Origin of the sequence: Clostridium sp. MCC328 (genome assembly GCF_018785465.1) — a bacterium.
GTDB lineage: Bacteria > Bacillota > Clostridia > Lachnospirales > Lachnospiraceae > Pilosibacter > Pilosibacter fragilis.
Genome location: NZ_WQPW01000016.1, coordinates 12,264 through 27,060 on the forward strand (window position 1 = coordinate 12,264; position 14,797 = coordinate 27,060).

12 protein-coding genes and 1 pseudogene are annotated in these 14,797 nt (G+C 48.6%); 7 read left to right on the plus strand and 6 right to left on the minus strand.

All coding sequences use genetic code 11. The annotated features are described in order from the left end of the window. The first annotated feature begins 20 nt into the window (after positions 1-20). The 6 genes from GPK83_RS02825 to GPK83_RS02850 all read left to right on the plus strand — a co-directional run bounded on the left by GPK83_RS02825 (position 21) and on the right by GPK83_RS02850 (position 7,453). Positions 21-1,295, plus strand: coding sequence for a dihydroorotase (locus tag GPK83_RS02825; protein ID WP_215703955.1), 1,275 nt, complete (start codon positions 21-23; stop codon positions 1,293-1,295). A gap of 148 nt (positions 1,296-1,443) precedes the next feature. After that, a complete protein-coding gene (locus GPK83_RS02830; protein ID WP_117503693.1) occupies positions 1,444-2,130 on the plus strand; it encodes a YjjG family noncanonical pyrimidine nucleotidase in 687 nt (228 codons plus the stop codon). 289 nt (positions 2,131-2,419) lie between these two features. Then, on the plus strand, positions 2,420-3,244 hold the full coding sequence (locus tag GPK83_RS02835; protein WP_117470500.1) for a hypothetical protein: 825 nt from the start codon (positions 2,420-2,422) through the stop codon (positions 3,242-3,244). A 191-nt stretch (positions 3,245-3,435) separates the two neighbouring features. Next, entirely contained in the window at positions 3,436-4,935 is a 1,500-nt protein-coding gene (gene malQ / locus GPK83_RS02840) for a 4-alpha-glucanotransferase (protein ID WP_117470581.1), read from the plus strand. A 358-nt stretch (positions 4,936-5,293) separates the two neighbouring features. Further along, positions 5,294-5,506, plus strand: a complete 213-nt coding sequence (locus GPK83_RS02845) for a cold-shock protein (protein ID WP_015552243.1) — start codon at positions 5,294-5,296, stop codon at positions 5,504-5,506. A gap of 309 nt (positions 5,507-5,815) precedes the next feature. Then, on the plus strand, positions 5,816-7,453 hold the full coding sequence (locus GPK83_RS02850) for an ATP-binding cassette domain-containing protein (RefSeq protein WP_117470501.1): 1,638 nt from the start codon (positions 5,816-5,818) through the stop codon (positions 7,451-7,453). Between the two features lie 158 nt (positions 7,454-7,611). On the opposite strand, the gene GPK83_RS02855 is transcribed toward GPK83_RS02850, so the two are convergent. Both GPK83_RS02855 and GPK83_RS02860 read right to left on the minus strand, forming a co-directional pair. Further along, a complete protein-coding gene (locus GPK83_RS02855; protein ID WP_215703956.1) occupies positions 7,612-8,970 on the minus strand; it encodes an MATE family efflux transporter in 1,359 nt (452 codons plus the stop codon). Between the two features lie 129 nt (positions 8,971-9,099). Further along, on the minus strand, positions 9,100-9,657 hold the full coding sequence (locus GPK83_RS02860) for a DUF1003 domain-containing protein (protein ID WP_117503695.1): 558 nt from the start codon (positions 9,655-9,657) through the stop codon (positions 9,100-9,102). Between the two features lie 374 nt (positions 9,658-10,031). Here GPK83_RS02860 and GPK83_RS02865 point away from each other — a divergent pair, with 374 nt between their 5' ends. Further along, positions 10,032-10,586, plus strand: a complete 555-nt coding sequence (locus GPK83_RS02865) for a biotin transporter BioY (RefSeq protein WP_117470503.1) — start codon at positions 10,032-10,034, stop codon at positions 10,584-10,586. A 272-nt stretch (positions 10,587-10,858) separates the two neighbouring features. Here GPK83_RS02865 and GPK83_RS02870 read toward each other — a convergent pair whose 3' ends face one another. The 4 genes and pseudogenes from GPK83_RS02870 to GPK83_RS02885 all read right to left on the minus strand — a co-directional run bounded on the left by GPK83_RS02870 (position 10,859) and on the right by GPK83_RS02885 (position 14,740). After that, on the minus strand, positions 10,859-12,184 hold the full coding sequence (locus GPK83_RS02870; RefSeq protein WP_215703957.1) for an IS200/IS605 family accessory protein TnpB-related protein: 1,326 nt from the start codon (positions 12,182-12,184) through the stop codon (positions 10,859-10,861). 9 nt (positions 12,185-12,193) lie between these two features. Beyond that, positions 12,194-12,634, minus strand: a pseudogene (gene tnpA, locus GPK83_RS02875) (IS200/IS605 family transposase). A gap of 218 nt (positions 12,635-12,852) precedes the next feature. Next, positions 12,853-13,596, minus strand: a complete 744-nt coding sequence (locus GPK83_RS02880) for an SDR family oxidoreductase (protein WP_215703958.1) — start codon at positions 13,594-13,596, stop codon at positions 12,853-12,855. A 28-nt stretch (positions 13,597-13,624) separates the two neighbouring features. Further along, positions 13,625-14,740 (minus strand): enolase C-terminal domain-like protein, encoded by a 1,116-nt coding sequence (locus GPK83_RS02885; protein WP_215703959.1) that lies wholly within the window; start codon positions 14,738-14,740, stop codon positions 13,625-13,627. Positions 14,741-14,797: the final 57 nt, after the last annotated feature.

Here is a 14,797-nt window from a genome sequence, read left to right on the forward strand (position 1 = left end):
ATAAAACAGGAGGAGTTAAAATGATTCTGATTAAAAACGGGCGTGTAGTGGATGCAAAGAGCAATACCGACGAGATCCTGGACGTTGTCCTTGAGGGGGGAAAGATAAAGACCATCGGAAAAGTGGAAGATGATGGAAGCTATGAGCAGGTGATCGACGCAGACGGCTGTGTCGTAGCGCCGGGCCTCATTGACGTCCATGTTCACTTCCGCGATCCGGGACTTACATACAAAGAGGATATCCAGACAGGCTCCGCCGCAGCGAAAAAGGGCGGATACACAACGGTTGTCACCATGGCAAATACAAAACCGCCGGTAGACAATGTGGAGACCGTAAAATATATCATCGCAGAAGGAGAGAAGACAGGTATCAATGTTCTTCCGGCCGCATGCGTTTCTGTTGGAATGAAGGGGCAGGAGCTCACGGATATGGACGCCTTAAAGGCAGCAGGAGCTGTTGGATTTACGGACGATGGAATCCCGCTGATGAACGAGAAACTCGTCTACGAGGCCATGAAGAAGGCGAAAGAGTTAAATGTACCGCTGAGCTTCCATGAGGAAGACCCGGCATTCATCTCCGAGAACGGAATCAACGCAGGTGCAGTCGCAAAAGAGCTTGGAATCACAGGTTCCCCGGCACTTGCTGAGGATTCTCTCGTGGCCCGTGACTGCATGATCGCCCTGCACACAGGCGCGTCAGTCAATATCCAGCATATCAGCTCCGCCACATCCGTAAAGGCTGTGAAGCTTGCGAAAGAGCTTGGAGCAAACGTGACAGCGGAGGTCACACCTCACCATTTCACATTAGATGAGACTGCTGTTTTAGAACATGGCGCAATGGCGAAGATGAACCCGCCCCTTAGAACCGCGAAGGACCGCGAGAGAATTATTGAAGGAATCAAGGACGGCTCCATCGATATGATCGCCACCGACCACGCTCCGCACAGCGCGGAGGAAAAGGCAGTTCTTCCGGTATGGAAAGCACCGAGTGGAATCATTGGTCTTGAGACTGCTCTCGGCCTTGCGGTGACAGAGCTTGTGAAGAAAGGCCACTTGACTACCATGCAGCTTGTGGAGAAGATGTGCGTGAATCCGGCGAAATTATACCATTTTGATAAGGGATATCTCGCGGAGGGCAAAGATGCGGATATCGTGATCTTCAATGAGAACGAGGAATGGATCGTTACAGATGATGAGATCGCGTCCAAGTCCCACAACACGCCGTTTATCGGAACAAAGCTTTTCGGTCGTGTGAAGTATACGATCTGCGGTGGAAAGATTGTATACAAGGATTAAGAACATACAGCAGAGCTCCCTGGCATCGGGCTGATAAGACTCAGAGAGTCCGGTTGGAGCTGGATCCGGGGAGTGCAGCGGTTTTCAGCAATGCAGGAGGAGGCAAAGCTGAGAATTGTGAGAAATAAAGAACAGGAGCAAACAAGTTATGAAAAAATACCAGGTGCTTCTTTTTGATGTGGATGGAACACTTCTGGATTTCGACAAGGCGGAGAAGATCGGCATCGAGCGGGTACTCACCCACTTTGGCGTACCGGCTACAGAGGAGAACATGCAGAAGTACCACCATCTGAACAAAAGCTACTGGCAGAAGTTGGAGCGCGGGGAACTTACGAGAGAGCAGGTGTTAAGCCTGCGATTTGAGGATTTCTTCAGTGACTTCGGAATCAAGGTAAATGGCGCTGAGGTCGATGGATTGTACCGCCAGACATTAAATGAGAGTGCGTTTCTTTTAGACGGAGTCATGGACCTCCTTAATGGCTTAAAGAATCGCTATGAGCTTCATATCGTTACAAACGGCGTCGCTGAGACCCAGTATAAACGCCTCGCGGCAGCAGGACTGGATAAACTGTTTCAGGGAATCTATGTTTCAGAGGAGTCCGGATACCAGAAGCCGCAGCAGGAGTACTTCGATTACTGCTTTAAAAAGATGGGCAGAAATGACGTGGAGAACATGCTGATCATCGGTGACTCCCTGACTTCTGACATCCGTGGAGGAAACAATGCCGGAATCGATACCCTGTGGTACAACCCGCACCATCAGGAGAATACAGCCGGGGTGCATGTGGATTACGAGGCGGATACGTTGGAAAAGATAGGTGAGATGCTGAGTTAATTTCAGAACGACAGCATCAGGCAATTTCTCTGAAAAGTTATGTAAACTAAATGCATCTGGAATGAGATAAAATCCATGGAAAATCATTTTGAAGGCTGGTTTTACTGCTGGTATCTTTCAAAATTGCAAAAAGTCATAGCAATACTGAGAAATATTGTCAGACATCTTGACAAATAAGAAGATTTTTCTTATAATTAAGCTTTCCCGGAGAGCATTGTCCGCCGCATACGGATCCGGTGAAGGGACAGAAAGAGCGGCGGCGAATATATAGAAATGAGGGGTGTATTTCATGAACAAGAACACGACAGATATCACATTATCGGCTTATTTTAATGACATCGTAATCGGATACTACGAGGACGAGGATCTGGTAAAACAGTTTGGAAGACAGCTTGGTTTCGACGTGGATATGGACACCTTTATGGCGGTCTCTTTCCAGTATCCGTCTGATATGAATGTAAAACCGGAAGACCGTGAGAAGCTCACAGACGCGGCAAACGCGATCATCGCTCTCTCCGATATCAACAAGAAGATCGGTGGAAAGCAGATTATCACCTGCGACAGCGGCGTATGCGTGATCCTGATCATGAACGACAAATCCGCAATGCGTGACCTGATCCCGCAGATCAAGGAGACAGCCCTTGAGCAGGTAGAAAAGATCAATTCTGACAGAAAGATCCGCGTCGGCATCGGTACGATCGAGAGCGGAATCAAGGGAATCAAGCATACATACATCAATGCCCAGGATGCGGTAAAGGCCGGCGAGATCTTCAAGAAAGACCGTGTGATCCTTGAATACATGGGTATGGAGATTTACAGCAGCATCAACCAGATGGTTGTAAACTTCGGTGACCGCCTTACCAGAACCGTTTTAAAACAGCTCGGTGAGACTGAGAAGCGGGTTCTCGCGAAATACTACAAATGCAAAGAGGACATCGCTGAGACTGCAAGACAGCTCGGAATGTCTGAGGATGATGTAAAGACAAGCTTAAATATGGTCCGCATCAATACCGGACTTGACGTAAACGATACAGAGGATAACTTCAAGCTCCACTTTATCATGATCGCGAAGAAAGTCCTTGAAAACGACGAGAGAATCAAGAAGAATCGTTAATTCACCAGAAAGTTTCTGTTGCTGTCTGCGCATGGCATGAACAGCGGAGTGTAGAAGGTGGACGATACAGAAGAAATCAGCAACAGCCCTGCGCATAATATGTGCCGGGCTGTGAGCCGTTATGGACGGTAAAATGCTGAATGGTAAAAGACAAACAGGCGGGGATCTGCCGGACAGAAGGGGATACAAATATGAAGACAATGCTGGAGCGCGGAGCCGGAATTCTGATGCCGGTGTCAAGCCTGCCGTCACCATACGGAATCGGTACATTTGGCAGTGCGGCCTATGATTTCGTGGACTTCTTAAAGAAAGCAAGACAGAAATACTGGCAGGTTCTGCCGGTGGGACCGACAAGCTACGGGGACAGCCCGTACCAGTCATTTTCCGCTTTTGCGGGAAATCCGTACTTTATCGATCTGGATACCCTGGTGAAGGAGGGACTTCTCACACAGGACGAGATCAACGCCTGTTACTGGGGGGATAATCCGACCCAGGTGGCGTACGACGCGGTGTTCTGGTACCGGTTTCCACTGTTGAAAAAGGCGTACGCGAGAAGTGAGTACCGCGAGGAACAGGGCTACGAGAAGTTCTGTATGGACAGCTGGTTCTGGCTGAATGATTACGCATTTTACATGGCGTTAAAGTTCCATTTTGATAATAAAGAATGGCTGGCATGGCCGGAAGATATCCGGTTCCGGAAGAAAGAAGCGGTGGAGTCCTACCGCGAGGAATTGAAGGACGAGATCGACTTCTGGAAGTTTTTACAGTATAAATTCTACCAGCAGTGGGGAAAGCTCCGCGCATATGCGAATGAGCAGGGAATCTCCATCATCGGTGATATTCCGATCTACGTGGCACTTGACAGCGCGGATGTCTGGACCCACCCGGAGTTATTCCTTTTGGATGAGGAGAACCTGACTCCGATCAAGGTTGCCGGAGTTCCGCCGGACGCATTCAGCGAGACGGGACAGCTCTGGGGCAATCCGCTTTACCGCTGGGATGTTCAGGAAAAGACCGATTTCGCATGGTGGAAGGAGCGCATGAAAGCGTCTGCCCGCCTGTATGACGTGGTCCGTATCGACCACTTTATCGGTGTAACCCAGTACTACGCGATTCCGGCGGGTTCCGAGGACGGAAAGACAGGCGAGTGGTTAAAGGGACCTGGAAAGAAGCTCACAGATGCCATCAACATGGTCATCGGTGACACGAAGATCATCGCGGAGGATCTTGGAATCTTTGTTCCGGAGGTCAAGGAGCTTCTTGAGGAGACAGGATATCCGGGAATGAAGATCATCGAGTTCGCCTTCAGCGGCGACCGCTTCAACGAGCACCTGCCGCATATGTACTCCCCGAATTCCGTCGTTTACGGCGGAACCCATGACAACGAGACTCTGGTGGGCTACTTTAAGCCGGAGGCGCGCCAGTGGTGGGAGTTGCAGTATATCGCAGACTACATGGGTGTCTCCCATCAGCATGAGGTCGTAGACAAGGTCTTAAAGACCGCCTACGCGTCTGTAGCCAGCGTTGTGATCTTCCAGGCGCAGGATGTCTTAAAGCTCGATAGCTGGGCGAGAATGAACACGCCGGGTACGGTGGGAAACAACTGGAGATGGAGAATGAAACCGGGCGAGCTGACGCAGGATCATATCAACCATCTGTCATGGCTGGTCGATACATTCGGACGGTTTTAGATCGAAAAAAATACAAAAATCACGGTAGAATTACCGAAGGGAAAAGTCAATTTTTGTCGAGAAAAACAGATGTTTGCGGTACGCGGCACAGTGCCGAGAAATAAGGAAAAACGGGCGGTTCGTAAGGATAAAACAGACCGCCCGTTTCTTGGAAATTCGATTGACACAAGACCAGAAGTGTGATATTGTTAAGTTAATTCCGATGCACTATTGAACTCACATGTTTTTGTAAGTCATTTGCGCGATACGATGAATTACAAAAGCATGTGAGTTTTTTGAAATAAAGACCAACAGCGATGTGTGGGGATTTCCAATAGTCTTAGTACGGAAAAATTCAATTTTTTATGGAGGTACCAAAATGAACAACGGTACAGTTAAGTGGTTCAATTCTGAGAAAGGCTACGGATTCATCTCCAACGATAATGGCGGCGACGACGTATTCGTACACTTTTCCGCAATCGTAGGCGACGGCTTCAAGACTCTTGAAGAGGGCCAGAAGGTTACTTTCGACACAGAGCAGGATCCGAAGAACAGCAAGAAGCTTCGCGCTGTTAACGTAGTTAAACTCTAATTCGAATAGAAGAGAAACTAAGAGAACTGCCGTTCCGAGTTGTACTTGGAGCGGCAGTTCTTTTGTTGGATAGGATTTTTCCTTGAAAAACAGGCTTTTTTCGCGAAAAGCCTTGCAAAAACTTGTGTTCTTTAATAGAATAAGAAGGACTTTGATAACTGACCGGCAGGCTGGAGACATTTGCGGAAGGTTATCGTTTTAAGTTCTGCCAGGGTTTAGATCCGAGGCAGGCTGTTTGTGCCCGGCGCGGGGGATGCGCTAAGGCGCATTTCACAGATACCCCTTGTCAGTTAAAAGGAGATTTAGAAAATGATTAGTGCAAATAATGTGACACTCCGTGTCGGAAAAAAAGCTTTATTTGAAGACGTAAACATTAAATTCACAGAAGGAAACTGTTATGGTCTGATCGGTGCCAACGGTGCCGGAAAGTCCACATTTTTAAAGATCTTATCCGGTCAGCTCGAGCCGACAAACGGTGAAGTTGCGATCACTCCGGGTCAGCGTCTTTCCTTCTTACAGCAGGACCACTTTAAATACGACGAGTACACAGTTCTCGATACCGTTATCATGGGAAATAAGCGCCTTTATGACATTATGAAGGAAAAAGACGCGATCTACATGAAGGAAGAGTTCACAGACGAAGATGGAATCAAGGCTGCAGAGCTCGAAGGCGAGTTCGCAACCATGAACGGATGGGAAGCGGAGTCCGACGCTGAGAACCTGTTAAACGGTCTTGGTATCGAGACAGACCTCCACTATAAAACGATGAAAGACCTTCTCGGACCGCAGAAGGTTAAAGTTCTCCTCGCCCAGGCATTATTCGGAAACCCGGATATCCTGCTCCTCGATGAGCCGACGAACCATCTGGATCTCGACGCGATCGCATGGCTTGAGGAGTTCCTGATCAACTTTGAGAATACTGTTATCGTGGTATCCCATGACCGTTATTTCTTAAATAAAGTCTGCACGCAGATCGCTGATATCGACTACGGCAAGATCCAGCTCTATGCCGGAAACTATGATTTCTGGTTCGAGTCCAGCCAGTTGATGATCAAGCAGATGAAGGAAGCAAACAGAAAGAAAGAGGAGAAGATCAAAGAGTTGCAGGAGTTCATCCAGAGATTCTCCGCCAACGCTTCCAAGTCCAAGCAGGCGACATCCAGAAAACGTGCGTTAGAGAAGATCGAGCTTGACGAGATCCGCCCGTCCAGCAGAAAATACCCGTATATCGACTTCCGTCCGGCCCGTGAGATCGGAAACGAGGTTCTCTCCGTTGAGGGACTTACAAAGACCATCGACGGCGTAAAGGTTCTCGACAATATTTCCTTTACCCTGGGAAGAGAGGACAAGGTTGCCCTTGTAGGACCGAACGAGCTTGCGAAGACCACACTCTTCAAGATCCTCTCCGGTGAGATGGAGCCGGATTCCGGAAGCTACAAATGGGGCCTCACAACGACTCAGGCGTACTTCCCGAAGGATAACAGCGCAGAGTTCAACAATGATGATACGATCGTAGACTGGCTGACCCAGTACTCCCCGGAAAAAGATGTCACATATGTCCGCGGATTCCTCGGAAGAATGCTGTTTGCCGGTGAAGACGGCGTAAAAAAGGTAAAAGTTCTCTCCGGTGGTGAGAAGGTGCGCTGCATGCTCTCCAAGATGATGATCTCCGGCGCGAACGTACTGATGTTTGATGAGCCGACTGACCATCTGGACATGGAGTCCATCACAGCCCTGAACAACGGAATGAAGAAGTTCCCGGGCGTGATCATCTTCTCCTCCCGTGACCATCAGGTCGTAGAGACGACTGCAAACCGTATCATGGAGATCATCAACGGCCAGCTGATCGATAAGATCACGACCTACGACGAGTACCTTGAGAGCGATGAGATGGCGAGAAAGAGATTCACATATACGATCACTGAGAGTGAAGAGAATGATGACTGATTCTGCTGCCGCCTGAATTGAGATAGAAAATGGCAGTGTAAACTGTCTGCAGACATAAAAAACAGAGCATATATTCAACCATAACCTATGTAAAACATTGGCATGCGAAGATATATGCTCTGTTTTTGCGTATTTACACTTAGTTTTGGCGGAACCGGTTAATTAGCCCCGGCTTTCGCCAGAACCTTCTTCATCGAAGTGAGATACACGATCACCGAAGCAATCGGTCCAAGGATATCAGATACCGGTTCTGCGTAAAACGCCGCTTCAGCTCCGAACATCGCGGGAAGCAGGAACAGGGATACAAAGTATGCGCCTTTTCGGAAGAAGGAAAGCGGCAGGGCAACCTGTACCTGACCAAGACCGGTGAAACCGTCGACGATCTCATACTGGAATGCCAGCGGGATGATCGCCAGAGTGAAGATCCGGATCGCCCGGAGCGCTTCTGCGGCAACGACCGGGTCTGCTGTAAAGAGACGGACAAACAGGCCGCCGATGGTACGCGCAAGGACGAAGAGCAGAGCGGTGTATGCCGCAGCAAGGCTAAAGATGTACTTCTGCGCATTTTTTACGCGGTCGGTCTTTCCGGCTCCGAAATTGTAGGCAAGAACAGCCTGAGTTCCGCTGGTGATACCGCCGAGAGGCATGGTGACTACGAGCATGAAGCTCTGGGCAATGGTTGCGCAGGTGATCAGAAGGTCTCCGCGCTCCGCACCGCCGTATTTTTGCAGGATCGCGTTCATGGTGATGATCATGACGTTATCCATGGCGATGATGATAAATGGGGTAAAGCCGATGGTGAGCACTCTGCGGATCAGCCGCCAGCTGTAACCGCCGAAGGTGATGCGCACCGGCATATTTTTCCCGAACAGTGTCCTCAGGACGAAAGCGCAGCTCGCCATCTGGGAGATGACGGTTGCGACGGCGGCACCGGAGACGCCCATGTGGAGGCCGAAGATGAAGATTGGATCCAGAATGATGTTCAGCACCGCGCCGAGGATGACGGAGTACATGCCGGTTTTTGCAAAGCCCTGACAGATGATAAACTGGTTCATACCTGTGGACATTAGGGCGAATACAGTTCCGGTCAGATATATCGTAAAATATGCGTTTGCGTAGGGCAGTGTGATATCGCTGGCACCGAAATACCGCAGCATCGGAATGCGGATCGGGTAGATGCAGGCCACCATGAGGATGGAACATACTGCCAGCATGAGGAAACAGTTGGCGAGGATCCGCTCGGCGGCCTCTTTATCGCCCTGTCCCATCTTCATGCTCATAAGCGGGGCACCGCCGATTCCCACGAGAAACGCGACGGAGCCGACCATAGTGACTACCGGACCGCAGACACCGGCCCCCGCCAGTGCCATGTCGCCGGAGCCGGGGATATTTCCGATATACATGCGGTCTACGATACTGTAAAGGACGCTGACAAACTGTGCCAGCATACTGGGAATTGCGATCCGGACGACGAGTTTTTTTATGTCGTCACGGCCGAGATCATTTTCAGCAGCCATAATAAAACTCTCCTGTATAAAATCCGCAGTACAGAAAAACTGTACTGCGGAATATTTGTGTACTTGCGTGAAGATGTAGATTGTCGCAAGTGACCGCGCGAATGTGCCAAGGCACATTCTTATTTTGTATTAAGCATTGTGGATAGGGGATCCAGATTTTGGCGTGTCTATAGCCTTGCCGGTCTGTTCCAGCATATCCAGACGATGGTTGATCTTTTTCTGGTTTTCGATGATCAGATCCATTTTTTTGTGCAGGTCATCGATAATGAGTTCACTCTTTAAATTGACCTTAAAGTCGTTTTCCGCGCGTTGTCTGTCCTTTGCCTCCTGTCGGTTCTGGCTCATCATGATAAGGGGAGCCTGAATGGCAGCAATGCAGGAAAGTACCAGATTTAAAAGGATAAACGGGTAGGCATCAAAGGCCTTCGTTCCAAGGATAACGTTGACAGCCATCCATCCGACCATGACAGCGATAAAGCTGAAGATAAATGCCCAGCTTCCGGCAAATTTCGCTACTGCGTCGGATGCTCTCTGGCCGAAGGACAGCTTTTCTGTCTCATTGGAATTTTCTGTGATGTTTGTCATGATCAGCTGATGGATCAGCTCTTCATCTGTAAATTCCTGATCAGTCCTGTTCAGGAGTTCCCGGATGATTTTTTTTCGTTCGTTTCCGCTTTTCATTTTCATAGTGAATCTCCTTATGTCCGGCATATAAAACGCGTGCAGCGCATCGGTGATGCATGCGGACACTGCTCTGTACTGATAACTGGTAACTGCTAAATTCTCCCAGTTGGCGGTGGGAGGACAAGTACATAGAGTATAGCACGTTTTCCTGGGCGGGTAAATGGCACACAGGAAGATTATAGGCAAAAAAGAAAAGGGGAAAAATGTAAACCAAATAATAAAAGCGGGTTGACAAATGCACGGAATCTGCGTATGATAGGAAAAGAATCGATCAGAACAATTCCATTTTGTGATATGCGTACCGGAATGTAGAATTTAAGAACGATAGAATTTAAGATCCGGCGGCAGAAATGATGGATGTTGGGAGGAAAACAAAGATGGAAAAGACAACAGCAAAACACATGTCCACCGCGCAGATGACGGTGACAGCACTTATGACAGCGATTACCTGTATCCTGGCACCGATGGCACTTCCGATTCCGATCAGCCCGGTACCGATCAGCCTGACAAACCTTGTCATCTTCTTTATGGCGTATATTCTCGGAATGAAGCTTTCCGTAGCGAGCTATGTATTATACCTGCTCTTAGGAACAGTAGGACTTCCGGTATTCTCCGGATTTAGTGGCGGTGTCGGTAAGCTTCTCGGACCGACCGGCGGCTACCTGATCGGATTTATCTTTCTGGCAGCGATCGCAGGCTTCTTCGTTGAGAAGTTTCCGGCAAAGATCTACATGCATGTAGTCGGAATGATCATCGGAATGGCGATCTGCTATATCTTCGGAACCGCATGGCTTGCGGGACAGCTCGGAATGAGCTTCGTGGCAGCTCTCGGCATCGGCGTTATCCCGTATCTTCCGGGCGACACAGCGAAGATCATCATTGCGATCATCGCGGGTCCGCAGATCCGCAAGGCGGTTTCCAGATTCATGTAAGCTGGAAAATATAAATAAGGTATTTCATAAAAACTATACGATACATCCTCTAAAAAATCTGTGGTCAGATAACTCGAGAGAGAAATTGACCGCAGATTTTTCTTTGTGAACCTCACATGACTAAAGTCACGTGCTTCTCAGCCGTTTTAAACGGCAAGACCGGATATCGGCGGATACGCCTGAAACTTAGAACTGCGCAGATATGCGCATCTTCCATGCCGGATACGGCTGGGTTCCACATAACAGGTAGTCCTCCGGATATCTGCCTGTGTTTATGCAGCTTTCGAACATCCATACTCATTCTGAATGATGAGCAGGTCTGCATAAACGCATGAGGTTCTGCGCTTCACCGCAGGTACTTTTGCCTCCAGTGAAGACCTTTCCGTTTCCGGTAAGGTTTTTATGATTTCCCGGATCCAGTATCTCGCTCCGATATTGTAGGATGCTGACAGATCACAGTTATACTGTTTTCCAGATTGGAAAACACACAGGCTGTGGTTCTTCGGATCACGGCTGACCGGTCCGCTTCCATCATACGCCAGGCGACTGGTATTCCATGCGCAGACACGGGACACACGGATCCCATACCGGTGTGCTTTGTGTTCACACATAGTCTGGATCTCCCGTTTCTTCCAAAGATGCAGTTTCTGTCGTTTCTTTCCTGAAATCTTTCCCTTCATTTCCAGGTACTCAAACACGATCACATCCGCATGATTCTCATGAGCATATTCTGCGATCGAACGGGCAGTCTTTCTGGCAAGTTCTGTATTCAGACGTTTCGCATACGCCCATCGGCTTCCGATCTGCTTGGAACCGTGTTCCTTCTGGAATCTCCGGATCCTTCCGAGTACATGGGACAGCCGGTCTTTTTCACTGGGGAAATTGATAAATTTCCGGTCCAGGACAGTTCCGTCTGACCGCATGATACTGCAGACTGCATCCGTATTGATCCCGAGATCCACACTGCAGATGAGCTGATCCTTTACAGGTGTTTTTGATAATGTAACTTCTTCCGTATAAGAAAAGCGGAGAAAATATTTCTGATGTCGTTTTTCCAAAACCGGAGCAGAAGACTTTTTTCCGGACCAGTGCCTGCGCAGGTACTCCACATCCGTATGAAGCAGACCTGTGCGGAACCATTTCCAGTCATGGCCATCATAAAGTTTCAGACAGGCCGCATCTTCACTCTCTTCTCCTGGTTTGTACATGACATTCCGATAAAATACCGGCATCGCATGGTTTTCATATACAAGCTTCGGTTTTCCGGAAAGCGCTCCATTTTTCCACTGTTCCAACCTTGTATGGTACGAGGAAACACTCCCGAGCGCATGCTGGATCGCCGCTCTTCTCAGATATGACGGCATTTTCGGGAAACGGGCATCGAAGTCAAATCTTGCATGATTCTTCTTTGTTTCATGTACCAGATGTTCCGCCTCGTTAAATCTCCGTTTTATCTGATCGATCATGGATAACTCTGTCCATACAGTCTCATATATCTCCGTCAGACAGCGGACCGCCTCCCGGTAAAGCGCCAGCGTATGGCGGATCGGGATATTCTTATTTTTAATTTCTGCGCCATAGCTGGATACGACCTGCATAAGTTTCCTCTACTTTCTGTTCTCTTTTTCTTTCTGTCCTTCGATATAAGCCATGATCTGTTCCCGGCTTCGGTCACTGACGGTCACAGCACAGTAAGATGGGTTCCAGAGATGTCCGCCCCACAGTTCCCTTTTCAGTTCCGGATGTACAAGAAACAACTGTCTCGCAAGATTTCCTTTCATGATCTTGATCATATCCGAAATAAAGAACTGCGGTTTACAATCCAGTAACAGGTGGATATGGTCCGGCATTACTTCCATCGCAAGGAGCCGAAATTGATATTCTTGTGCGATTTCCTGCAACATTTCTTTGCACTCCTGATCTACACCATTGGCCAGAACTTTCTTCCGGTATTTCGTGCATCAGACCAGATGATATTGAAGCGAGTACACATATCCTCTACCATACGAAAGAGAATTTTCTTTAATAGTAAATATATCTTTTTCCATATGGATATCCATATGGATATTATACCATATGGAACTCATCATGTAAACATATGTTCGATGCTATTGTAAATAAATAGCGCACCTAACTCATCACTGAAGTAACGAGAATGCGGTGCGCGTTTTTCAAAAGGCAGGGCCTTTTGCGGAGACGTGTATACAAAGAATGCGCCCGGAAAAAGTCCTGCCAATATAAATTTTATTATCTTATCCGAGAAAAATTAGAATCCATAAGCCAGTGCGCCGCCATCAACTGCAAAATCCTGTCCTGTGATATATGTAGCACCGTCGCTGATCAAAAACTTCGCCATAGCACCCAGATCTCTTGTGTCACCGAAAGCGTGAACCGGCATTCTGCCAAGGATCGCAGCCTTTCTTTCGGGAGTCATGACCTGTTTATTCATCTCGCTCGGGAACCAGCCCGGGGCGATGCTGTTGACACAGATGTTGTCATTTGCCCATTCAACGGCAAGACCGCGGGTCAGGCCGCATACGGCAGATTTGCTGACGCAGTAGGGAACGACCTCAGAGAAGCCGAGATGTGCCGCCATGCTGCTGATGTTGATGATACGTCCTTTGTGTTTACTCTCTTTTAAATATGGGTAGCAGATCTGGCTCAGAGCGAACAGACTTGTCACATCCACATCAAGAATGTGCTTAAAATCATCCAGCGGAAATACCTCGGCCCGGGCTTTTTTTGTAATACCGGCGTTATTTACAAGAAAATCGAGGCCGGACTTTCCGGCAATCTCATCCACAATTCGTTTCATCCCATCATAATCGGTGACGTCACCTTTGAGGTGTGTGACACCCGGGGCGGACGGCGCAATGCCGTCTTTGACTTTTCCGGTGCGGCTGATAACATATACAGCAGCACCATTTTCAGCCAGTACATTTGCAATCGCGTACCCGATTCCACTGCTTCCGCCGGTAACGATGCCGACGCGTCCTTCTAATTCTTTCATGATGATGATCCTCCTGAAAAATCAGTAACTATAAACTCTGACAGCGATAGCTGTGGCAGTTTGCGTTGATCAGATCCCAGTCAAGCTCGGCACCGACGCCTGGTTTATCCGGGACATAGATATAGCCGTCCCTGATCGGCAGATCTCCCTTCATCGGAAGTCTGTAATTGTCCTCAGGAACAAAGTATTCAAAATATTTGCAGTTTCTGATACTGCAGCTTACATGGACATTGGCAAGATCCATGTAGTTCATAGTCGTTGTATGGATCTCACAGTTTAACCCGAAACTGTCGGCCATATGGGCGATCTTTAATGTACCGGTGACACCATCCTTCCAGCTCACATCCGCGCGTACGATATCGGCGGCATGCTGAGCAACACTTTGAGCAACACCCCAGTGGCAGCCGCGGGTTGTCTCTGTGGCCGCGATCGGAATATCGACAGTTTTGCAGAGTTCCGTGTATTTGTAGAGTTCGAAATCGCGGAATGGCTCTTCGAACCATTCGTAACCAAGACGCTCTAACTGTCTTGCGACGCGTACCGCATCATCTAAGGTATATTCGCCTACCGGATCACTCATCAAAGTGTAACCCGGCCCTACAGCCTCCCGTACAGCCTCGTGAACCTTCATATCAAATTCGACAGGTCCGCCCGGATGAGCCTTGTATCCTAAAATTCCTTTGTTCTTGTAGTAGAGAGCTTCGTCCACATATTCCTGTACAATAGCATGGAAATTTCCGCTGGCATACACTGGAAGTTTGGTACGGTAAGCGCCGATGTACTTGTAAAGCGGAAGACCGGTAGCCTTCGCGCACATGTCCCAGAGCGCTACATCCACCGGTCCCGGAAGAAATACCGGGAAGAACGCTTCATGGCGATCCACATTCCATAATTCATAGAAGAGTGCTTCCCGGTCATGGGGATCGCGCCCGAGCAGGATCGGGGCGATGCTGTCATGAAGATAGCTTTCGGTGACACCGCCGCTGCGGGCAGCCATACAGGTTGCAATCCCCTCTGTGCCGTCATCGGCAGTCAGCTTAATTGCGAAAACATCCCAGCCCATTTTTGCTCCGCCCTGACGTTTTTCATCGAACAGACACTTGTCACGAGTTACCCACCATGTCTCAAATTTCGTAATAATCATAGCCATTCTCCTGAGGTAAAAGGTTGATAGAATCATAGATATATCACAATACCTAAA

Bases quoted from the DNA above. Each gene is read 5' to 3' on its own strand.
- GPK83_RS02825 (WP_215703955.1), top strand. From the start codon at position 21: ATGATTCTGATTAAAAACGGGCGTGTAGTGGATGCAAAGAGCAATACC.
- GPK83_RS02830 (WP_117503693.1), top strand. From the start codon at position 1,444: ATGAAAAAATACCAGGTGCTTCTTTTTGATGTGGATGGAACACTTCTG.
- GPK83_RS02835 (WP_117470500.1), top strand. From the start codon at position 2,420: ATGAACAAGAACACGACAGATATCACATTATCGGCTTATTTTAATGAC.
- malQ (WP_117470581.1), top strand. From the start codon at position 3,436: ATGAAGACAATGCTGGAGCGCGGAGCCGGAATTCTGATGCCGGTGTCA.
- GPK83_RS02845 (WP_015552243.1), top strand. From the start codon at position 5,294: ATGAACAACGGTACAGTTAAGTGGTTCAATTCTGAGAAAGGCTACGGA.
- GPK83_RS02850 (WP_117470501.1), top strand. From the start codon at position 5,816: ATGATTAGTGCAAATAATGTGACACTCCGTGTCGGAAAAAAAGCTTTA.
- GPK83_RS02855 (WP_215703956.1), bottom strand. From the start codon at position 8,970: ATGGCTGCTGAAAATGATCTCGGCCGTGACGACATAAAAAAACTCGTC.
- GPK83_RS02860 (WP_117503695.1), bottom strand. From the start codon at position 9,657: ATGAAAATGAAAAGCGGAAACGAACGAAAAAAAATCATCCGGGAACTC.
- GPK83_RS02865 (WP_117470503.1), top strand. From the start codon at position 10,032: ATGGAAAAGACAACAGCAAAACACATGTCCACCGCGCAGATGACGGTG.
- GPK83_RS02870 (WP_215703957.1), bottom strand. From the start codon at position 12,184: ATGCAGGTCGTATCCAGCTATGGCGCAGAAATTAAAAATAAGAATATC.
- GPK83_RS02880 (WP_215703958.1), bottom strand. From the start codon at position 13,596: ATGAAAGAATTAGAAGGACGCGTCGGCATCGTTACCGGCGGAAGCAGT.
- GPK83_RS02885 (WP_215703959.1), bottom strand. From the start codon at position 14,740: ATGATTATTACGAAATTTGAGACATGGTGGGTAACTCGTGACAAGTGT.